At 62.2% G+C, this 18,974-nt stretch carries 20 protein-coding genes; 14 read left to right on the forward strand and 6 right to left on the reverse strand.

The features are described 5' to 3' along the window. The first annotated feature begins 48 nt into the window (after nt 1-48). The 5 genes from AC1IN8_RS13370 (at nt 49) to AC1IN8_RS13390 (ending at nt 5,979) form a co-directional block, all read left to right on the forward strand. Nucleotides 49-978, forward strand: a complete 930-nt coding sequence (locus AC1IN8_RS13370) for an ROK family protein (protein WP_479759116.1) — start codon at nt 49-51, stop codon at nt 976-978. A gap of 49 nt (nt 979-1,027) precedes the next feature. Further along, complete coding sequence (gene epd, locus AC1IN8_RS13375) at nt 1,028-2,038, forward strand: erythrose-4-phosphate dehydrogenase (protein ID WP_139434003.1); 1,011 nt, start codon at nt 1,028-1,030, stop codon at nt 2,036-2,038. A gap of 66 nt (nt 2,039-2,104) precedes the next feature. Next, nucleotides 2,105-3,268: a phosphoglycerate kinase gene (locus tag AC1IN8_RS13380; protein WP_479759118.1), complete on the forward strand. Its 1,164-nt coding sequence runs from the start codon at nt 2,105-2,107 to the stop codon at nt 3,266-3,268. A gap of 116 nt (nt 3,269-3,384) precedes the next feature. Continuing rightward, on the forward strand, nt 3,385-4,464 hold the full coding sequence (gene fbaA / locus AC1IN8_RS13385) for a class II fructose-bisphosphate aldolase (RefSeq protein ID WP_005332814.1): 1,080 nt from the start codon (nt 3,385-3,387) through the stop codon (nt 4,462-4,464). A 210-nt stretch (nt 4,465-4,674) separates the two neighbouring features. Further along, nucleotides 4,675-5,979 carry an NAD(P)/FAD-dependent oxidoreductase gene (locus tag AC1IN8_RS13390; protein ID WP_479759120.1) on the forward strand — a complete coding sequence of 435 codons (1,305 nt, stop codon included), beginning with the start codon at nt 4,675-4,677 and terminating at the stop codon, nt 5,977-5,979. Nucleotides 5,980-6,008: 29 nt separating this feature from the next. Here AC1IN8_RS13390 and AC1IN8_RS13395 read toward each other — a convergent pair whose 3' ends face one another. The 3 genes from AC1IN8_RS13395 to cutA form a co-directional block, all read right to left on the reverse strand. Beyond that, nucleotides 6,009-6,428, reverse strand: a complete 420-nt coding sequence (locus AC1IN8_RS13395; protein WP_139434006.1) for a hypothetical protein — start codon at nt 6,426-6,428, stop codon at nt 6,009-6,011. Nucleotides 6,429-6,558: 130 nt separating this feature from the next. After that, the gene (locus AC1IN8_RS13400) at nt 6,559-8,334 is read right to left on the reverse strand and encodes a protein-disulfide reductase DsbD (RefSeq protein ID WP_479759122.1); all 1,776 of its coding nucleotides are present in this window, start codon (nt 8,332-8,334) and stop codon (nt 6,559-6,561) included. Beyond that, nucleotides 8,331-8,648: a divalent-cation tolerance protein CutA gene (gene cutA, locus AC1IN8_RS13405; protein WP_319914096.1), complete on the reverse strand. Its 318-nt coding sequence runs from the start codon at nt 8,646-8,648 to the stop codon at nt 8,331-8,333. Before cutA ends, AC1IN8_RS13400 begins: the two co-directional genes overlap by 4 nt. 194 nt (nt 8,649-8,842) lie before the next feature. On the opposite strand from cutA, the gene AC1IN8_RS13410 reads away from it, so the two are divergent. Beyond that, nucleotides 8,843-9,184, forward strand: coding sequence for a hypothetical protein (locus AC1IN8_RS13410; RefSeq protein WP_025328270.1), 342 nt, complete (start codon nt 8,843-8,845; stop codon nt 9,182-9,184). Nucleotides 9,185-9,261: 77 nt separating this feature from the next. Here AC1IN8_RS13410 and AC1IN8_RS13415 read toward each other — a convergent pair whose 3' ends face one another. After that, nucleotides 9,262-9,699 (reverse strand): PACE efflux transporter, encoded by a 438-nt coding sequence (locus AC1IN8_RS13415; RefSeq protein WP_139434011.1) that lies wholly within the window; start codon nt 9,697-9,699, stop codon nt 9,262-9,264. 132 nt (nt 9,700-9,831) lie between these two features. On the opposite strand from AC1IN8_RS13415, the gene AC1IN8_RS13420 reads away from it, so the two are divergent. Further along, nucleotides 9,832-10,713, forward strand: a complete 882-nt coding sequence (locus AC1IN8_RS13420; protein WP_479759125.1) for a LysR family transcriptional regulator — start codon at nt 9,832-9,834, stop codon at nt 10,711-10,713. 6 nt (nt 10,714-10,719) lie between these two features. On the opposite strand, the gene ygfZ is transcribed toward AC1IN8_RS13420, so the two are convergent. Continuing rightward, a complete protein-coding gene (ygfZ, locus tag AC1IN8_RS13425; RefSeq protein WP_479759213.1) occupies nt 10,720-11,625 on the reverse strand; it encodes a tRNA-modifying protein YgfZ in 906 nt (301 codons plus the stop codon). A 119-nt stretch (nt 11,626-11,744) separates the two neighbouring features. Between ygfZ and AC1IN8_RS13430 the strand changes: the two genes are divergently transcribed. Together AC1IN8_RS13430 and AC1IN8_RS13435 are read left to right on the forward strand one after the other, a co-directional pair. Next, nucleotides 11,745-12,014 carry an FAD assembly factor SdhE gene (locus AC1IN8_RS13430; RefSeq protein WP_025328266.1) on the forward strand — a complete coding sequence of 90 codons (270 nt, stop codon included), beginning with the start codon at nt 11,745-11,747 and terminating at the stop codon, nt 12,012-12,014. A gap of 18 nt (nt 12,015-12,032) precedes the next feature. After that, complete coding sequence (locus AC1IN8_RS13435; protein ID WP_479759127.1) at nt 12,033-12,407, forward strand: protein YgfX; 375 nt, start codon at nt 12,033-12,035, stop codon at nt 12,405-12,407. Nucleotides 12,408-12,474: 67 nt separating this feature from the next. Here the strand turns inward: AC1IN8_RS13435 and nadB are convergent, their stop codons facing one another. After that, nucleotides 12,475-14,082 carry an L-aspartate oxidase gene (gene nadB, locus AC1IN8_RS13440; protein ID WP_265435129.1) on the reverse strand — a complete coding sequence of 536 codons (1,608 nt, stop codon included), beginning with the start codon at nt 14,080-14,082 and terminating at the stop codon, nt 12,475-12,477. Nucleotides 14,083-14,263: 181 nt separating this feature from the next. On the opposite strand from nadB, the gene rpoE reads away from it, so the two are divergent. The 5 genes from rpoE to lepA all read left to right on the forward strand — a co-directional run bounded on the left by rpoE (nt 14,264) and on the right by lepA (nt 18,974). Then, nucleotides 14,264-14,845 carry an RNA polymerase sigma factor RpoE gene (gene rpoE, locus AC1IN8_RS13445; protein ID WP_005332791.1) on the forward strand — a complete coding sequence of 194 codons (582 nt, stop codon included), beginning with the start codon at nt 14,264-14,266 and terminating at the stop codon, nt 14,843-14,845. 23 nt (nt 14,846-14,868) lie between these two features. Then, nucleotides 14,869-15,456: an RseA family anti-sigma factor gene (locus tag AC1IN8_RS13450; protein ID WP_139434015.1), complete on the forward strand. Its 588-nt coding sequence runs from the start codon at nt 14,869-14,871 to the stop codon at nt 15,454-15,456. A 21-nt stretch (nt 15,457-15,477) separates the two neighbouring features. Next, on the forward strand, nt 15,478-16,458 hold the full coding sequence (locus tag AC1IN8_RS13455; RefSeq protein ID WP_025328262.1) for a MucB/RseB C-terminal domain-containing protein: 981 nt from the start codon (nt 15,478-15,480) through the stop codon (nt 16,456-16,458). A gap of 90 nt (nt 16,459-16,548) precedes the next feature. Next, nucleotides 16,549-17,010, forward strand: a complete 462-nt coding sequence (locus AC1IN8_RS13460; RefSeq protein WP_247625598.1) for a SoxR reducing system RseC family protein — start codon at nt 16,549-16,551, stop codon at nt 17,008-17,010. A 170-nt stretch (nt 17,011-17,180) separates the two neighbouring features. After that, complete coding sequence (lepA, locus tag AC1IN8_RS13465) at nt 17,181-18,974, forward strand: translation elongation factor 4 (RefSeq protein ID WP_139434016.1); 1,794 nt, start codon at nt 17,181-17,183, stop codon at nt 18,972-18,974.

An 18,974-nucleotide genomic window follows, 5' to 3' on the forward strand; every position in this document is an offset into this window, starting at 1 on the left:
CCTCCTGACGACCGTGTGAGGGCGTCGTCGAACATGGCAGGAGGCAGGATGGGCAAGAGTGCATGGGACTGGGGAATCGATCTTGGCGGAACCAAGTGCGAGTGCGTAGTACTCGAGGGTGACGAGGTGCTGCTGCGCCATCGCATCCCCACCGAGCGCCGTGGCGGTTACGAGCACATGATAGGCCAGATCGCCAAACTGGTGGACGAGTGCGCCGAGCGGCTCGGCCAGCGTCCCGCCATCCTCGGCATGGGCACCCCGGGGGCGCGGGATCCCCAGACCGGGCTGATGAAGAACTGCAACACCACAGAGCTCAACGGCAAGCCGTTCAAGGAAGATCTGGAGCGCAGGCTCGGCATTCCTGTGCTGATCGCCAACGACGCCAACTGCTTCGCCCTGGCGGAAACCCATCTGGGGGCGGTGCGCCAGCACCATCCCGATGCCAAGGTAGTATTCGGCATCATCATGGGCACAGGGGTGGGCTCCGGCATCGTCATTAACGGCCAGATCCTCAACGGCCATCACGGCATCGCCGGGGAGTGGGGCCACAACGTGCTCTCTCCCGACGGCCCCGAGTGCTACTGCGGCAAGCGCGGCTGCGTCGAGACCTTCATCAGCGGCCCGGCGCTGGAGGCCTGGTATGAGGCCAAGGCCAGGCGCCACCTGTCACTGGCCCAGATAGCGGCGGCGACGGCTCACGACCACGTCGCCAAGCTCACCATGGACCGGTTGCACATGCTGTTCGGCCAGGCCCTGGCCAACGTGGTCAACATCCTGGATCCGGACGTCATCGTCATCGGCGGCGGGGTGGGCAACGTGCAGAGCCTCTACAGCGTCGGTAGGCAGACTGTGCTGCCATTTCTGTTCAACCCCCGCTTCGCCACCCCCCTCATTGCCCCGGCCCTGGGAGACAGTGCCGGTGTGTTCGGGGCCGCGCTGCTGGCCAGGGGCGTCTTCCAGGAGGCCCTGCTGTCGTGAACCAGTCAGGGACCCGTCACTTTGTCGCAGGTAAGGACACAGATTTTTCATGATCAAGATTGCCATCAACGGATACGGGCGCATCGGTCGCAACGTGTTGCGGGCCCTCTACGAGAGCGGCCGCGATAACCAGCTTAAGATAGTCGCCATCAACGAACTGGCGGCCCCCGAGGCCATGGTGCACCTCACCCGCTTCGACACCAGCCACGGTCGCTTCGGCTACCCGGTGCAACTCGCGGGTAACAGCATGCTGGTGGGGGAGGATCTCATCGCCCTGTTTGCCGAGCGGGATCCGGCCAGGCTGCCCTGGCGGGCGCTGGGGGTGGATGTGGTGCTGGACTGCACCGGGGTATTCGGCTCACGTGCCGATGCCGAGCTGCATCTGGGGGCGGGGGCGGGCAAGGTGCTCTTCTCCCATCCGGCGGATGCGGACGTGGATGCCACCATAGTCTACGGGGTCAACCATCAGGTGCTGACGGGGCGCGAGCGGATCGTCTCCAATGCCTCCTGTACCACCAACTGCGTGGTGCCCGTCATCGAAACATTGCATCGAGAATTCGAGATAAATTGTGGTACTATTACGACAATTCATTCGGCCATGCACGATCAGCAAGTCATCGATGCCTATCACAGCGACTTGCGTCGAACCCGGGCCGCCAGCCAGTCCATCATCCCGGTGGATACCAAGCTGGCAAAGGGGTTGGAGCGAATCCTCCCCCACTTCGCCGGCAAGTTCGAGGCGATCGCGGTACGGGTGCCGACCATCAACGTCACCGCCATGGATCTGAGCATTACTGTTCGTAAAAAAGTGACAGTTAGTGACGTAAATCAAGCCCTGCAACGGGCATCCAGAGGTACATTACAGGGTATCCTGGACTACACGGAAGAGCCGCTGGTCTCCGTAGACTTTAATCATGATGCACACTCCTGCATCATTGATGGTACCCAGACTCGGGTGAGCGATGCCAACCTCGTCAAGATGTTGATGTGGTGCGATAACGAATGGGGCTTCGCCAACCGTATGCTGGATACCACCCGGGCCATGATGGCCGCAGGCTGAGAGTCTGCACCGGGCGCAAGGTTACTGTTTTTTTAACATTACCTGAAAATATATAGAGGACTGAATATGTCTGTTATCAAGATGACCGACCTGGATCTGGCGGGTAAACGCGTTCTGATCCGTGCTGACCTGAACGTGCCGGTAAAAGACGGCAAGGTCACTTCCGATGCACGTATCGTGGCGACGCTGCCGACCATCAAGCTGGCTCTGGAAAAGGGCGCCAAGCTGATGATCACCTCCCACCTGGGTCGTCCGACCGAGGGTGAATACAACGAAGAATTCTCCCTGGCCCCGGTAGTCAACTATCTGAAAGACGCTCTGTCCTGCCCGGTCCGCCTGGCCAAGGATTACCTGGATGGCGTAGACGTCGCCGCCGGTGAGCTGGTTGTGCTGGAAAACTGCCGTTTCAACAAAGGCGAGAAGAAGAACACCGAAGAGCTGGCCAAAAAATACGCCGCCCTGTGTGACGTCTTTGTAATGGATGCATTCGGTACTGCTCACCGCGCCGAAGGGTCCACCTACGGTGTGGCCCAATTCGCCCCGGTTGCCTGTGCTGGCCCCCTGCTGGCCGGTGAACTGGACGCCCTGGGCAAGGCTATGCTGAAGCCCGAGCGCCCCATGGTTGCCATCGTTGGCGGCTCCAAGGTCTCCACCAAGCTGACCGTGCTGGAATCCCTCTCCAAGATCGCTGACCAGCTGGTGGTCGGTGGTGGCATCGCCAACACCTTCATCGCCGCTGCCGGTCACAACGTCGGCAAGTCCCTGTGCGAGCACGACCTGATCGACACCGCCAAGAAGCTGGCTGCCGAGACCAACATCCCGGTGACCACTGACGTGGTTGTCGGTGCCGAGTTCTCCGAGTCCACTCCGGCCACCATCAAGTCCGTCGCTGACGTGACCGACGGCGACATGATCTTCGACATCGGCCCTGACTCTGCCAAGGCCCTGGCCGACATCATCATGAACGCCAAGACCATACTGTGGAACGGCCCGGTCGGCGTGTTCGAGTTCGACCAGTTCGCCGAAGGCACCAAGGTGATCGCCGAAGCCATCGCCGCTTCCCCGGCCTTCTCCATCGCTGGCGGTGGTGACACCCTGGCCGCCATCGACAAGTTCGGCATCGCCGACAAGGTCTCCTACATCTCCACCGGCGGCGGCGCCTTCCTGGAGTTCGTAGAAGGCAAGGTACTGCCGGCTGTCGCGATTCTTGAAGAACGCGCCAAAGCCTAATTGACCCGGGACGGGGGGCAAAAGCCTCCCGTTTCGTTTATCATGTGGCCGCTGTGCCGGTTCATGATGAACCCCCCATTTTTTATTAACGGCATACGAGAACAGGACGATTAAACATGTCTAAGAAAATTTTCGACTTCGTAAAACCCGGCGTGATCACTGGTGATGACGTTCAGAAAGTGTTCGCCATCGCTAAAGAGAACGGCTTCGCTCTGCCTGCCGTGAACTGCGTGGGTACCGACTCCGTCAACGCCGTGCTGGAAGCTGCCGCCAAGGTCAAAGCCCCGGTCATCGTTCAGTTCTCCAACGGTGGTGCCGTGTTCACCGCCGGCAAGGGTCTGAAGCTGGAAGGCCAGCAGGCTGCCATCATCGGTGCCATCTCCGGTGCCAAGCACGTGCACGCCGTTGCCGAAGCTTACGGTGTACCTGTCATCCTGCACACCGACCACGCCGCCAAGAAGCTGCTGCCGTGGATCGACGGTCTGCTGGAAGCGGGCGAGAAGCACTTCGCCGAGACCGGCAAGCCGCTGTTCTCCTCCCACATGCTGGATCTGTCCGAAGAGTCTCTGGAAGAGAACATCGACATCTGCTGCGAGTACCTGACCCGCATGGCCAAGATGAACATGACTCTGGAGCTGGAACTGGGTTGCACCGGTGGCGAAGAAGACGGTGTGGACAACAGCCACATGGATCAGTCCGCCCTGTACACCCAGCCGGAAGACGTGGCTTACGCCTACGAGCGTCTGTCCAAGATCAGCCCGCGTTTCACCATCGCAGCCTCCTTCGGCAACGTGCACGGTGTTTACAAGCCGGGTAACGTCAAGCTGACCCCGTCCATCCTGGACGCTTCCCAGAAATACGTTTCCGAGAAGTTCGGTCTGCCTGCCAAGTCCCTGGACTTCGTGTTCCACGGTGGCTCAGGTTCCACCCTGGAAGAGATCCGCGAATCCATCTCCTACGGCGTCGTGAAGATGAACATCGACACCGACACCCAGTGGGCTACCTGGGAAGGTCTGTTGAACTTCTACAAGACCAACGAAGCCTACCTGCAAGGCCAGCTGGGCAACCCGGAAGGCGCCGACAAGCCGAACAAGAAGTTCTACGATCCGCGCGTATGGCTGCGTGCCGGTCAGACTTCCATGATCGCCCGTCTGGAGAAAGCCTTCTCCGACCTGAACGCCATCAACGTACTGTAATTCGTTACCGTATCTTGATTGCTGAAGAGGCGCCCTCTGGGGCGCCTCTTTCATTTTGGGCCCTCGGCTGGCCTCTCAAAAGGTGTCCTTCGGGACACCTTTTGCATTTCTGTGATCCTGACAGGCTGGATTGGTGACCCTGGGCTGGGTATTATCGATGACACTCCGTTTAATTTAGTAAACAAGTGCAACCAAGGCAGGATGCTGAGCATGCAGACAGGAAGACACAACGGACACCAGGAGCACGTGGCCTCCTATTACGCGGCCACCCGCAACGACCATCGGCAGTGGCCCGAGCTCAGCGGTGAGCTGGATGCCGACGTCTGCATCATAGGCGGCGGTTTCACCGGCCTCAACACCGCCATCAACCTGGCCGAGGCGGGCTACAAAGTGGTCTTGCTTGAGGCCAATCGTATCGGCTGGGGGGCGTCCGGCCGCAACGGCGGCCAGCTCATTCGCGGCATAGGCCACGACACCAGCCAGTTTGCCCGCTGGATTGGCGAGGAAGGGGTGCGCGAGCTGGATCTGATGGGGCTGGAGGCGGTGCAGCTGGTGCGCGAGCGGGTCGCGCGGTTCAACATCGACTGCGACCTGACCTGGGGCTACTGCGATCTCGCCACCAAGGCGCGCCACCTCAGGGGATTTGAGGAGGATGCCGAACACTTGGCCAGCCTGGGCTACCGGCATGAGGTCAGGCTGGTGCCCAAAAGCGAGATCAAGTCGGTGGTGGGGTCGGATCGCTATATCGGCGGCATGATCGACATGGGCTCAGGTCACCTGCACCCCCTCAACCTGGCCCTCGGCGAGGCGCGTGCGGCGGCCAGCCTGGGCGTCGCCCTGTTCGAGCACTCCAGGGTGACCCATATCGACTACGGCGATCGGGTCGAGGTGACCACGGCCCATGGCCGTTGCCGCGCCAGCTATCTGGTGATCGGCTGCAACGCCTACCTCAACGAGCTCAATCCCGAACTCGGGGGCAAGGTGCTGCCGGCGGGCTCCTATATCCTCGCCACCCAGGTGCTGGAGAAGCGGCTGCGCCAGCGGCTGCTGCCGCAAAACATGGCGGTGTGTGATCAGAACGTGGCGCTCGACTACTACCGGCTGTCGGCGGACGGTCGCCTGCTGTTTGGCGGGGCCTGCAACTACTCGGGGCGCGATCCCAGGGACATCAAGGCGTTTATGCTGCCCAAGCTGCTGCGGGTTTTCCCGGAGCTCGCGGGCACCGCCATCGAGTTTCAGTGGGGGGGCATGATAGGCATAGGCGCCAACCGGCTGCCGCAGATCGGGCGCCTCAAGGAGCATCCCAATGTGTTCTATGCCCAGGCTTACTCGGGACACGGCCTCAATGCCACTCACATGGCTGCCAAGCTGGTGGCCGAGGCGATCAGGGGGGAGAGCCGGGGCTTCGATCTCTTCAGTCGCGTGCCCCACATGACCTTCCCCGGCGGGCCTGCCCTGCGCTCCCCCTTGCTGGCGCTCGGGATGCTGTGGCACAGAATGAAGGATCTGCTCTAGGGGAGGGCTGGCGGCAGGGAGGAGGGCGCTTATCCCTGCTGCGCCGGCTCTGCCAGTTGCCAGCCCTGCTCCGTCTTCATCATCCAGACCTGGCTCTCCTGCGCCAGCGCCTGGCCTGCCTCGAACTCGCCGTATTTGCGCTCCAGCTCCATCAGGGCCATCTCCTGCTGGAAGGGGCCGACCCTGTCATAGACCAGATCCTCGTCGTGCAGCACCTGCAGCTGATCCAGCCCCTGCTTGAAGTGGAGCCGGTAGCTCACCCTGACCAGATAGACCCCCTCCATCCGCTCCTCCTTGCCGAGCACGGCGAAGTCGCTGATCTCGAACAGGTTGGCGTCGGTTTCGGCCTGCAGCCTGGCGGTGACCTGGCTCTGGATCGCCTCTTCACCTGGACCTGAGTTGCAGCCATAGAGCCAGCAGGCCAGCAGGGGGATGAACCACTTTTTCATCAAAACTCCGGACGATGCGAGACGGGAAAGGGCAAATTCTGCCATGGCGCCTGCCATATACAAGGGATGGCCAGAAAAATCAGCGAGCGGTGGAGAGGGCGGCCCGCGAGCTAAAGCAGGCCGCCATGATTCAGCGCAGCTTGTCCAGCTGGCCGAGGAACTCGGCGGGGCCCATAAAGCCGGTCACCCGCTGGCCGCTCACCTCGTTGCCATCGCGATCGAAGAAGATCAGGGTCGGCAGCCCCAGCACGTTCAGGCCGTTGAGCAGATCCACATCGGCATCGTCGTTGGCGGTGACGTCAGCCTGCAGCAGCACCATGTCGGCGAAGCGCGCCCGCACCTCGGGATCGCTGAAGGTCTTGTGCTCGAACTCCTTGCAGGCCACGCACCAGTCGGCGTAGAGGTCCAGCAGCACCGGCTTGCCGCGGGCGGCCTCGAGTCGGGTCTTGAGGTCATCCAGGGTCTTGATGCGGATAAACCGGGGAGCCTGGGTTTCGGTGCTGGCCTTGACGCCAGGCTCGGGCAGCAGCAGATCCTTGCCCATCACCACCAGGCCCATCATCGCCAGCAGCAGCACGAAGCCGCCGAGACTCTTGCCCACCGAGTGGGGGCGATGCTGGTTGTGGTGATAGAGATAGCCGCACAGCACCAGCCCCCAGCCGAGCCAGAGCAGGGTGGCGACCTGGTCGCTCAAGAGCCGTGACAGCAGCAGGATGGGCACCGCCAGCAGCGCAAAGCCAAAGAGTTGCTTGATCACATCCATCCAGGCGCCCGCCTTGGGCAGCAGCTTGCCCCCCGAGGTGCCGAGCAGCAGCAGCGGCAGCCCCATGCCCAGGGACAGGGCATAGAGGGCCGCACCGCCGAGCCAGAGATCGCCGCTCTGGGCCACGTAGATAAGCGCGCCGGACAGCGGCGCCGTGGTGCAGGGGGAGCAGACCAGGCCGGAGATCATCCCCATGATGGTGACCCCGACAACTGAGCCGCCCTGCTGGCGGTTGGAGAGGGCGGAGAGCCGGGTTTGCAGGCTGCTCGGCAGTTGCAGGCTGTAGAGCCCGAACATGGAGAGCGCCAGCAGCACGAACATCACCGAGAGGCCGATCAGCACATAGGGGTGCTGCAGCGCCGCCTGGAACTTCAGCCCCGCCGAGGCGACCACGAGCCCGAGCAGGGTGTAGGTGACCGCCATCCCCTGCACATAGACGAAGGAGAGCAGGAAGGCGCGGCGGGTGGATAGGTGCTGACCTGCACCGGCGATGATGCCGGTCAAAATGGGGTACATGGGGAAGACGCAGGGGGTGAAGGCAAGCCCCAGCCCCAGCGCAAAGAAGGCGGCGATGCTGAGCCAGAAGCCCTGGCTGCCGAGGGCCGCCGCCAGTCTGTCCTGCTGGCTGCTGGCTGGCGCCTCTATGGCGTCAGCGGAGCCTGTCTGCCCGGCGTCACCGGTAGCCGCGAGGGGCTGCACCGGGATCCGCTTGTCGGTGGGGGGATAGCAGAGGCCGTCGGTGCAACCCTGATAGCTTATCCTGAGGCTGGCGGCGTCCCCCACCTGGGTCAAGGTGACGGGGATCTGCAGCTCCTGATAGAAGACCCGGGTCTTGCCGAAGAAGTCATCCTCATGCTCGGTGCCTGCGGGCAGCACTGGGGGCTCGAAGGCGAGGTTGTCCCCCTTGACGCTGATGCTGTGGCGATAGAGGTAGTAGCCGTCGGCGAGGCGCAGGGTCAGCAGCAGCTTGTTTCCCTGCTGTTCGCTCTCGAGGACGAAGGCCTCGTCGACTTTCAGAAACTTGGGCTGGGCACTGGCCTGGATACCGAGGCTGCCGAGCAGATCCTGACTGCTGGCCTGGGCGGGGGCCGCGAGCAGGCTCAGCAGGAGCAGCAGGGGGAAAAGCAGGGGTCGCAGAGTCATGAGGTCTCCTGTGTCAACCAGTCGAGGTAGGCTTGATGACCCTGGCTGGCGGGGATCGCCAGGATCTCCGGCACCTGGTAGGGGTGATGAGCCAGGATGCACCGCTCGAGCTCGGCAAAGAGCGGCTGGCGGGATTTGATGATGAGCTGGATCTCCCGTGCCCGTTCAGTCTTCCCCTGCCAGCGATAGACGGAGGTGAGCCCTGGCAGCTGATTGATGCAGGCGGCGAGGCGCCGGTCGAGCAGTTGCTCGCAGATGAGGTCGGCACTGGCTTCATCAGGGCAGGTGCAGAGCACCAGAATGGCGTCGGTCATGGGGTTGGCGGTCTCGTCAGCGGGGGCGCAAAGGCCCTCTGGAACAGCGGTTACTATACCGGGCAAAGGGGCAAATAGCACCCGGCCCGCGCCCCGCTGGCGGGACGCTCAATTAGTGATGCGCCCGAGATAGACGCTGTGAAAAGGACAGGGCAGAATGAGCGGGCTTGTTCCCACTCTACGTAAGGAAATGTATGACCCAACAGAATGAGCAGCAGAGAAACCGCATGTTGAGCCTGTTGCGTGAAGGCGAGCGCCGCATGTTGGTGCAACTGGCCGGTCTGCTGCGTACCAGTGTCGATGAAATCAATGCGGAGCTGGAAAAAGAGGAGTTGCTGTCTGCCCTGGAGCAACCCATCACGGTGGAGTACCTCAATGGCGTGGTGCAACACCATCTGTTCGAGCGTCTGCACAAGGGGGACATGGTCGCGGCCCAGCGCATGCTGAACCAGTATCAGAGCGACCTCGAGGCCATGCTGAACCAGGAAGCGGCCCAGACCGAGGCCCCTGCCGACGAGGTGAAGGCGCAAGCCTGAATACCTGCCCCTCGAGGATCCAGATCAGCACCATCATGCCAGTCGCATGATGGTGCCTCGATTTCTCCCTTCTCTTGTCACCCCGTGACCGGCCGCGCCCCCTGGCCCGGGATGGGGAACACCTTGTCATAGCTCCAGTTGTAGACGAAGGCATAGACCAGGTAGAACAGCACGAAGCCCAGATCCAGCACCAGCGCCTCCAGCAGGCCGATGTCGAGCCACCAGGACATCACCGGCAGGGCGACGATCAGCAAGCCCCCCTCGAAACCCAAGGTATGCAGCACCCGTTGCCACAGGCTCTTGTGGGTATGGCCCTGCAGGCGCAGCAGCAGCCTGTCCACCCCGATGTTGTAGACATAGTTCCAGACGGTGGCGACCACCGAGAAGAACAGGGCCAGGGGGCCCATGTGGTTGAGACCGACGCCGGTGACCCAGCTTGCCAGGGGGGCGGCGATCAGCAGGCCAATCAATTCGAAGCCGATGGCGTGGCGCAGGCGATCACGGGTATTACGCATGGTCTGTCTCTCTGTTTCTCTTTCCGGGTGGGTATGGCGGCCAATTTATCGCTATTTTTCGATAGGTTCACGTTGGTATCTATCGCTAAAATAGATGGGTCTGGGTGCAATAATCAGGGCAGGAGCAGGCGAATGACCCCTTCACTGGAACAATTCAAGGCGTTGCTGGCGGCCGCCGAGACGGGATCTTTCTCGGCGGCGGCGCGCAGCCTGGGCAAGGCGCAGTCGGTGGTGAGCACCTCCATCGCCAATCTGGAGATAGATCTCGGTCTCGAGCTGTTTGATCGCAGCGGCCGCTACCCCGTGCTGACCGAGGCGGGGGCCCGCATCAGCCAGGAGGCGGGGGTGCTGCTGGCCCAGAGCGAGCGGCTGCAGGCCATTGCCGGGGAGCTGGCCAGCGGCATAGAGTCGCGCCTGACGCTCGCCATCGACGATGACTCCCACCTGCCCTGGCTCGGCGCCCTGCTGGAGGAGTTCGCCGGCCGCTATCCGACGGTGGAGCTGGAGCTGCTGTTCCCGCTGATGGAGGATGTGACCGAGCTGCTCAAGAGCGGGCGGGCCCAGCTCGGCATCAGCTACCAGAAGGCGCACCCGGAGCGGGAGCTGGTCTCCCGCTCCCTGGGGAGCGTCGCCATGCCCCTGGTGGTCTCCCCGGATCACCCCCTGGCCCACAAGACGCCGCTGCACGAGAGCGACCTGCAAGGGGCCCGCCAGCTGATGGTGACGGGACGGCGGGAGGGCACGGAGCGCCATCGCTTCCGCCTCTCGTCCCAGGTGTGGTGGGTTGAGGGGGATCTCGGGATCCTGGAGCTGGTCAAGCTGGGGCTGGGGTGGTCTGCGGTACCCGAGTTTCTGCTGCACCGGCCGCTGGCGCGGGGTGAGCTGGTGGTACTCAAGCCGGATTTCCTTCCCCAGGCCGAGCTGGAGCTGGAGTTGCAGTGGTATCGCGCCCGCCCGCTCGGGCAGGCGGGGCGCTGGTTGAAGGAGGCCCTGCTGGCGCGGGTGCCTCGTTAGCGGACCTTAGTCGGTCAGGGAGTAGGGCAGGGGTTGCAGGGCGAGGCGGGAGCCTTCCTCCTGCTTGAGGCGGAAGCTGGCGTCGGCCTCGGTGTCCTTGGGCAGCACGGCGGTGAGCCACACCTGGCCATCCTGCTGCCAGGCGTTCAGCACCATGCCGCTGCGCCGCCAGTTGTCACCGAGCTGGATCTCCAGGGTATCGCCGCTGGCCACGGGGTCACTGGCCTGCCCGGCCAGCACGAAGAGGGCGCGGTTATTGGCGCCGCGATATTTGGCGCGGGCCACTATCTCCTGCCCCATGTAGCAGCCCTTGGTGAAGCTGATGCCGTCCAGGGCCTGCAGGTTCAGCATCTGGGGAATGTACTCCCCCTGATGGACCGCCTCCAGGTGCGGGATGCCTGCCTTGATGTCCAGACCCCACCAGAGCGCTTCGTCGCCAGAAGGCAGGCTCAGCGCCAGCGGCGACTCGCTTGCCAGCAGCCAGCGATCGGCTTCCACCCTGACCGCCATGCCGCCCTCGACAAGGCCGGTTTCCTGAAGGCCGTATTGCGCCGCGATCCAGGCATCCGTGCCCTGACCGGCCAGGCCGACCGCCTGGCCCTGGAACTCGCCGATCTCCACCTTGGCGAATACCGCAAACTTCTTGAGTTCGGGCAGCTGGCGCGCCAGCACCGACGGCTTGGTCAGCAGCAGCAGGCTCTCATCGAGGCAGAGCAGGCGAAAATCGCTCCACAGCTTGCCCTTGGGATCGCAATGGCCGCCGAGGGTGCTCTGGCCCGGTTGCAGGGTGTTGACGTCACAGGTGACCTGGCCTTGCAGATATTTCACGCGATCAGTGCCGGTGAGGCGGGTGATGGCCAGATCGGTCAGGGAAAACAGGGTTGGCTCGGCAGGAAGAACAGGGGTCGGCAGGCTCACGATGGTATTCCAGAGACAGAAAGTATGTGACCTGCATGGTAAAGACGTAAGGAATGTTTGTCAGCCGGAAAATCCAGCTGCTACCATCCCCGGGTCTTTGTAAGGAGAGTTCCATGTTGAGCCCAATTGAAAAGTCCCGCCTGAAGTGGGCCTGCCGTCGCGGCATGCTCGAGCTGGATGTGATCTTTATGCCCTTTTTCGAGCACGAGTTCGACTCCCTGAGCGAGGCCGAGCAGCAGACCTTTATCCGTCTGCTGGAGTGCGAGGATCCCGAGCTGTTCCGCTGGAGCATGGGCCACGGTGTGCCGAGCGACCCCGATTTCGCCGCCATGATCCCCCTGATCCTGGAGCGCAATCAGGCCCGTCATGATCGCCTGAGCTGATCCCCGATGCGGGTCCTGATGCCCGTCATTCCCTCCCGGCGGCAGCGCCTGCTGCTGCTTGCCCTGTTTGGGCTGTTGCTCTGGCCCACCGCCAGCCTGATCCAGGGCTGGCAATGGGGGCTGTTTCTCCCCTGCTGGTTGCTGGGGCTCTGGCTGGCCTGGCGCCCCGTCACGCCAGGGCGCCAGACGCTGCTCTGGGACGGGGAGTGGCTGGAGTGGCAGGGCCGGCGCCATCGACTGGATGACCGCAGCCGCATCCTGCCCGGGGTGCTCTGGCTGCGGCTGGTGGCAGACGAGGGCGCCGAGTGCCACCTCTGGCTCTTCTCCGACGCCCTGGCACCCGAGCACTACCGCACCCTGGCCCGGGCCATTCACCTCGCCGTTCCTCGCTGACCCCATCCTGCCCCCAATAAATGACCCCGCCGAAGCGGGGTCATTTATTGGACTGTGGTGGGGTTGTTTACTCCCGCTCCGGCGTCAGCACCGTCGGCTTGGGATTCGGCTGCATGTCCGGGTAGTCGAGGTTATAGTGCAGTCCACGGGACTCCTTGCGCTCCAGGGCACAGTTGACGATGAGCTCGGCCACCTGCAACAGGTTGCGCAGCTCCAGCAGGTTGTTGGAGACCCGGAAGTTCGCATAGTACTCCTGCACCTCCTGCTTGAGCAGGTCGATGCGGCGCTTGGCGCGGGCCAGGCGCTTGTTGGTGCGCACTATCCCCACGTAATCCCACATCATCAGCCGCAGCTCGTGCCAGTTGTGCTGGATCACCACCTGCTCGTCCGAGTCGTCCACCTGGCTCTCGTCCCAGGCGGGCAGGCTCGGCGGCTCCACGCTGGTGGGCAGCTTGGCCAGGATGTCGGCCCCCGCCTGATGGGCGTAGACCACGCATTCGAGCAGGGAGTTGGACGCCATGCGGTTGGCACCGTGCAGCCCGGTGTAGGTCACCTCGCCGATGGCGTAGAGACCCGGTATGTCGGTCTGGCCGTTGTTGTCGATCATCACGCCGCCACAGGTGTAGTGTGCCGCTGGGACGATGGGCATGGCCTCCTTGGTGATGTCGATGCCGACCGCGAGGCAGCGCTCGTGGATGGTCGGGAAGTGCTTGATGATGAAGTCCGCCGGCTTGTGGCTGATATCCAGATACATGCAGTCGGCGCCGAGGCGCTTCATCTCGTGGTCGATGGCGCGGGCGACTATGTCCCGCGGCGCCAGTTCGGCCCGCTCGTCGAAGTCCGGCATAAAGCGGCTGCCGTCGGGACGGCGCAGATAGGCCCCTTCCCCGCGCAGGGCTTCGGTCAGCAGGAAGTTGGGATCATCGGGGTGGAACAGGCTGGTGGGGTGGAACTGGTTGAACTCCAGGTTCGCCACCCGGCAGCCGGCGCGCCACGCCATGGCGATGCCGTCCCCCGAGCTCACGTCCGGGTTGGAGGTGTATTGGTACACCTTGGAGGCGCCGCCGGTGGCCAGCGCCACGAAACGGGCGCGGATCACCTCGACCTGCTCGACGTTGCGGTTCCAGACATAGGCGCCGAGCACCCTGTTGCCCGGCAGGTCCAGCTTGCGGGTGGTGATGAGGTCGACCGCGTTGAAGCGCTCCATCAGGCGGATGTTGGGGTGGGCGCGGACCTGATCGATCAGGGTGAGCTGCACTGCCTTGCCGGTGGCGTCCGCCGCGTGGAAGATGCGGCGATGGCTGTGACCCCCTTCACGGGTCAGGTGATAGTGGGATTCCCCTTCGGCATCCTCTTCCTGATCGAAGGGCACGCCCTGCTGGATCAGCCACTGGATGGAGTCGCGGGCGTTGCGGGCGGTGAACTCCACCACGGCCGGGTCACACAACCCGGCGCCAGCGTTGAGCGTGTCGCTCACATGGGATTCGATGCTGTCGGTCTCGTCGAACACGGCAGCGATGCCTCCTTGCGCATAGAGAGTGGCCCCCTCACTGATGGGCCCCTTGCTCAGAACCAGGACTTTGGCCTGGTCTGCCAATCGCAACGCGAGGGACAGACCGGCGGCACCGCTGCCAATGATCAGTACGTCGCAAAGGTATTCAACACTTGCTTTCATAAGTATCATTGGCCTGGATTAAGAACTGGCCCCATGGTAGCCCAAGGGGGGTTGTGATGCAGCCCGCATCACATTTTTTTCAATGCAAGCGAACTTTCTCTGATTCCTCCTGTCTGAACTTGTGCGCTTAGAAGGGGCCGGAAAAGAAGAACGATAACCTGATGGGGGTTTTACGGCTCTGATGAGCGACCAGAATCTACTGGACGAACAGCTGGTTGAACGGGTCCAGCGTGGCGATAAAAATGCATTCAACCTGTTGGTAAGAAAATACCAGCATAAGGTGGTCAACCTGGTGGCCAGGTATGTCAACAATCCGGGCGATGTGCCGGATGTGGCGCAGGAGGCCTTTATCAAGGCTTACCGTGCGTTGCCGACATTCCGTGGCGAGAGCGCGTTTTACACCTGGTTGTATCGGATCGCCGTCAACACGGCCAAAAATTACCTGACCTCACAGGGGCGCAGACCGCCCAGCAGTGATGTCGAAGCGGACGAGGCTGAATATTATGGTGGTGGTGAAGCCCTGCAAGAAGTGGCCACCCCGGAAAACCTGGCGCTGACCGACGAGATCAAGCGCACTGTGTTTGCCGCCATAGAAGCCTTGCCAGAAGACTTGAGAACAGCGATCACCCTTCGTGAAATGGAAGGGCTGAGCTACGAAGAGATTGCAGAGATCATGGATTGCCCTGTGGGTACGGTGAGATCCCGTATCTTTCGGGCGAGGGAAGCAATCGATAAAAAGCTGCAACCTCTGATCGAGAATTAAACTGGGGAAAGACAGGCAAACTTATGGCAAATAAAGAGCAACTTTCAGCCCTGATGGATGGTGACCTCAGCGACATGGAGGTTCTGAACGAGCTGGGAACGGATCCCGCTCTGCAAGATACCTGGGCTCGTTACCATCTGATCGGTGATGCCATGCGGGGAGACCTGCCGGTCAATCTGCAACTGGATCTCAGTGACAGCATCATGCTGGCACTGGAAGACGAACCCGTCATACTGGCGCCCAAGCCGGTGCAACCTGTTTCGCCTCAGGTGAAGCCTGCAGGCAAGGTGATACCCCTGGTCCGTCGCTTTGGTCAGCAAATGGGGCAGTATGCCATTGCGGCCTCCGTGGCTGCCGCCGTCATCTTCGGGGTGCAGCAGTATCAAGGCAACGACGGCATGCCGGCCAACCCTGTGCTCAACACCATACCGGTCGGTGGCAGTGCGACGCCAGTGAGCGTGCACTATCCCCAGGAGGGCAACCGTGCCACTCCTCGCCAGCAAGGTTTGAACGAGCAACAGATGCAGGAGCAGCGCGAGCGTATCAACGCCTTCCTGCGAGACCATCAATTGCAACAGCGTCTGCTGCAAGACAAGCAGATTCAGGAATAACGCATCTTTAGGGATCAGACCGTGCGCCAGTCCAGCCTCATTCTGCTGGCCTCTCTCCTGCTGATTTGTGCCAAGGCCTCGGCCGACGATCTGTCGGCCGAGGCCTTGTTGCAGCAGATGCAGAGTGCCGTTTCGCAACAAAATTTTGAGTTGTCCATGGTCAAGGCCCGTCAGGGACGCCTCGAGCCCATTCGCTTCAGCCACGGGGTGATCGATGGCAAGGAGGTCGCTCATCTGAGTTATCTCGACGGCAAGGCGGTGGAGTATCTGCAACGCCAGAATGAATACACCTTCTTCGAAAACACCCACGAACCCTACACCCTCAAGGGGGCGCGTTTCCCGGGCGTCTGGTCGAGCCTGGTGAAGATGCCGCTGCCCCGGGTGCTGGAGAGCTATGATCCCGTGCTGGCCGGTCGCAGCCGGGTGGCCGGCCTGGTGGCCCAGGTCGTGAGACTGGTGCCCAAGGAGGCGGACAAGTACGGCTTTGTGCTCTGGGTCGATGAGCAGAGCCACCTGCTGCTGCGGGTGGACATGGTGGACAAGGAGGGCAACCTGGTCGAGCAGGTGCTTGGGGTGGATCTGGACAGGCAGCCGGCGCCCGCGCCCTGGCTTGTCACCCTGGCCCGCAGCAAGCTGCCCGATGCGCTGGCATTGGAAGACGCCTATCCCGCCCCCCAGCAGACCCTGAACTGGCACCTTACCTGGCTGCCGGGTGGATTCAAGGTGCTCTCTCAGGACAGGCACCAGCTGGTCAGTACCAGCCTGCCGGTGGACTACATGATGCTGTCGGACGGCGTGGTGGATCTCTCCGTCTACGTCTCCCGGGTCGATCCCAAGCAGGCGGTGCGCCAGCAGTTGATCCGCCAGGGGGCCACCTCGCTGGTGAGCTTCGTCAACGAGGTCGGGGTGGAGATCACCGTGGTCGGGGAAGTCCCCACCGAGACCGCCAAGCGCATCGCCGAGTCAGTGCAGCCGCTGGCCCGCAACGAGGCGGTACAGTGAGGCGGCATGCTGCCACTTGCCGAACCGGGACGAGCGTGCTGAGATCGGGTAAATCCATAGCCGTTCGTCTGGAGTCATCCTGTGAGTAACATGAGCGAAGAGCTGGCAACCGTGGTGGCCGTCGAGGGGGCTTATGCCTGGGTGGAGTGCGAACGGCGCTCCGCCTGCAGCGGCTGCCATCAGCAGTCAAACTGCGGTACCGGCACCGTCGCCAAGGCCTTTCCCCTGAAGTCGCAGCGACTGCGGGTGGCGCTGACCGGCGAGGTCATGGTCGGTCAGCAAATCAGGCTCGGCATTCCCCAGGCGAGCATCCTGCGCGGCGCTGCCCTGGTTTATGTGCTGCCGCTGTTCTGCCTGCTGCTCGGTGCCCTGCTTGGTCAGCTCTGGCTGGCGCCGCTGTTGTCGGCGGGGGAGGGGGTGACCATCCTCAGTTGTCTGCTCGGCGGCACCATCGGATTTTTACTGGTTCGTTACTTTTCTGCCCGGCTCGAGCAAGGGGAATATGGTCCCCGCATGCTCGGCGTGGTACTCAATACCCGCCACCTCTCCTGAGCGACGTCACCCTTTTCTGGCTCCGTCGCCGCCGTTTTGGTGCCGAGGGCCCGCCAGACAAGGCGCTATTTCTGGTGCCCGCCGACTAAAGATTGGCCGTCGACCGGGTTATCCAGTAAAATCCTGCCCTCATATCCGACCCTAACTTAATTTTGAGTGATTCTTGCTCGATGAAACACATTCGTAACTTTTCGATTATTGCGCACATCGACCACGGTAAATCGACCCTGTCGGACCGTCTGATCCAGACTTGTGGCGGCCTGTCCGACCGCGAGATGCAGGCTCAGGTGCTTGACTCCATGGATCTGGAGCGCGAGCGCGGCATTACCATCAAAGCACAGAGTGTGACCCTGAACTACCAGGCACAAGACGGTAACACCTATCAGCTGAACTTTATCGACACCCCGGGCCACGTGGATTTCTCCTACGAGGTTTCTCGCTCCCTGGCTGCCTGTGAAGGGGCTCTGCTGGTGGTGGATGCCGGTCAGGGGGTTGAGGCACAGACTCTGGCCAACTGCTACACCGCCATGGAGATGGAGCTGGAAGTGGTGCCCATCCTGAACAAGATCGATCTGCCTGCCGCAGAACCCGAGCGGGTTGCGGAAGAGATCGAGGACATCGTCGGCATAGACGCGGTGGATGCGGTGCGCTGTTCCGCCAAGACCGGCCTGGGTGTCGATCTGGTGCTGGAAGAGATAGTGGCCCGCATCCCGGCGCCGGAAGGTGATCCGGATGCCCCGCTGCAGGCGCTGATCATCGACTCCTGGTTCGACTCCTACCTGGGGGTTGTCTCCCTAGTGCGCATCAAGAACGGTTCCCTCAAGAAGAACGACAAGATCAAGGTGATGAGCACCGGTCAGGTGTGGGGCGTGGATCGCATCGGTATCTTCACTCCCAAGCAGGTGGACACCATGGGCCTGGGTTGTGGCGAGGTAGGTTGGGTCGTCTGCGGCATCAAGGACATCCACGGAGCCCCTGTGGGCGATACCCTGACCCAGGCCAAGAACGGTGCCGACAAGGCGCTGGCCGGCTTCAAAAAGGTGAAGCCACAGGTCTATGCGGGTCTGTTCCCCATCTCCAGCGATGACTACGAGTCGTTCCGTGACGCCCTCGACAAGCTCTCCCTGAACGATGCCTCCCTGTTCTTCGAGCCGGAAAGCTCCACCGCGCTGGGCTTCGGCTTCCGTTGTGGCTTCCTCGGCATGCTGCACATGGAGATCATCCAGGAGCGTCTGGAGCGGGAATACGATCTGGATCTCATCACCACGGCACCGACCGTAGTGTATGAAATCGAGCTGAACAACGGCGAGACCATCCACATCGACAGCCCGGCTGCCATGCCTGCGGTCAACAACATCAAAGAGATGCGCGAACCCATCGCCGAGTGCAACATACTGTTGCCGCAGGAGTACATGGGCAACGTGATCACCCTCTGTATCGAGAAGCGTGGCGTGCAGACCAACATGGTCTATCACGGCAAGCAGGTGGCGCTGACCTACGAGATCCCGATGGCGGAAGTGGTGCTCGATTTCTTCGACCGCCTCAAATCCACCAGTCGCGGCTACGCCTCCCTGGATTACGGCTTCAAGCGCTTCGAAACCTCCGACATGGTCCGTCTGGACATCATGATCAACGGTGAGCGCGTCGATGCCCTGGCCATCATCACCCACAAGGAGAACGCCCAGTATCGCGGTCGCCAGGTGGTGGAGAAGATGCGCGAGCTGATCCCGCGCCAGATGTTCGACATCGCCATCCAGGCGTCCATCGGCAACCAGATCATCGCCCGCAGCACGGTCAAGGCCCTGCGCAAGGACGTGACCGCCAAGTGCTACGGTGGTGACGTGAGCCGGAAGAAGAAGCTGCTGAACAAGCAGAAAGAAGGCAAGAAGCGGATGAAGTCCCTGGGCCGTGTCGACGTGCCGCAAGAGGCCTTCCTCGCCATTCTCCACGTCGGAAAGGATTAA

It is taken from the genome of Aeromonas sp. 130281 (assembly GCF_056642115.1).

What these genes read in the sequence shown, in the direction of transcription:
- AC1IN8_RS13370 (WP_479759116.1), top strand. Translation starts at nt 49, where the DNA reads ATGGGCAAGAGTGCATGGGACTGGGGAATCGATCTTGGCGGAACCAAG.
- AC1IN8_RS13410 (WP_025328270.1), top strand. Translation starts at nt 8,843, where the DNA reads ATGACCCAACAGAATGAGCAGCAGAGAAACCGCATGTTGAGCCTGTTG.
- AC1IN8_RS13395 (WP_139434006.1), bottom strand. Translation starts at nt 6,428, where the DNA reads ATGAAAAAGTGGTTCATCCCCCTGCTGGCCTGCTGGCTCTATGGCTGC.
- nadB (WP_265435129.1), bottom strand. Translation starts at nt 14,082, where the DNA reads ATGAAAGCAAGTGTTGAATACCTTTGCGACGTACTGATCATTGGCAGC.
- AC1IN8_RS13460 (WP_247625598.1), top strand. Translation starts at nt 16,549, where the DNA reads ATGAGCGAAGAGCTGGCAACCGTGGTGGCCGTCGAGGGGGCTTATGCC.
- lepA (WP_139434016.1), top strand. Translation starts at nt 17,181, where the DNA reads ATGAAACACATTCGTAACTTTTCGATTATTGCGCACATCGACCACGGT.
- AC1IN8_RS13400 (WP_479759122.1), bottom strand. Translation starts at nt 8,334, where the DNA reads ATGACTCTGCGACCCCTGCTTTTCCCCCTGCTGCTCCTGCTGAGCCTG.
- AC1IN8_RS13435 (WP_479759127.1), top strand. Translation starts at nt 12,033, where the DNA reads ATGCCCGTCATTCCCTCCCGGCGGCAGCGCCTGCTGCTGCTTGCCCTG.
- AC1IN8_RS13420 (WP_479759125.1), top strand. Translation starts at nt 9,832, where the DNA reads ATGACCCCTTCACTGGAACAATTCAAGGCGTTGCTGGCGGCCGCCGAG.
- AC1IN8_RS13450 (WP_139434015.1), top strand. Translation starts at nt 14,869, where the DNA reads ATGGCAAATAAAGAGCAACTTTCAGCCCTGATGGATGGTGACCTCAGC.
- rpoE (WP_005332791.1), top strand. Translation starts at nt 14,264, where the DNA reads ATGAGCGACCAGAATCTACTGGACGAACAGCTGGTTGAACGGGTCCAG.
- AC1IN8_RS13380 (WP_479759118.1), top strand. Translation starts at nt 2,105, where the DNA reads ATGTCTGTTATCAAGATGACCGACCTGGATCTGGCGGGTAAACGCGTT.
- epd (WP_139434003.1), top strand. Translation starts at nt 1,028, where the DNA reads ATGATCAAGATTGCCATCAACGGATACGGGCGCATCGGTCGCAACGTG.
- AC1IN8_RS13430 (WP_025328266.1), top strand. Translation starts at nt 11,745, where the DNA reads ATGTTGAGCCCAATTGAAAAGTCCCGCCTGAAGTGGGCCTGCCGTCGC.
- AC1IN8_RS13390 (WP_479759120.1), top strand. Translation starts at nt 4,675, where the DNA reads ATGCAGACAGGAAGACACAACGGACACCAGGAGCACGTGGCCTCCTAT.
- fbaA (WP_005332814.1), top strand. Translation starts at nt 3,385, where the DNA reads ATGTCTAAGAAAATTTTCGACTTCGTAAAACCCGGCGTGATCACTGGT.
- AC1IN8_RS13415 (WP_139434011.1), bottom strand. Translation starts at nt 9,699, where the DNA reads ATGCGTAATACCCGTGATCGCCTGCGCCACGCCATCGGCTTCGAATTG.
- cutA (WP_319914096.1), bottom strand. Translation starts at nt 8,648, where the DNA reads ATGACCGACGCCATTCTGGTGCTCTGCACCTGCCCTGATGAAGCCAGT.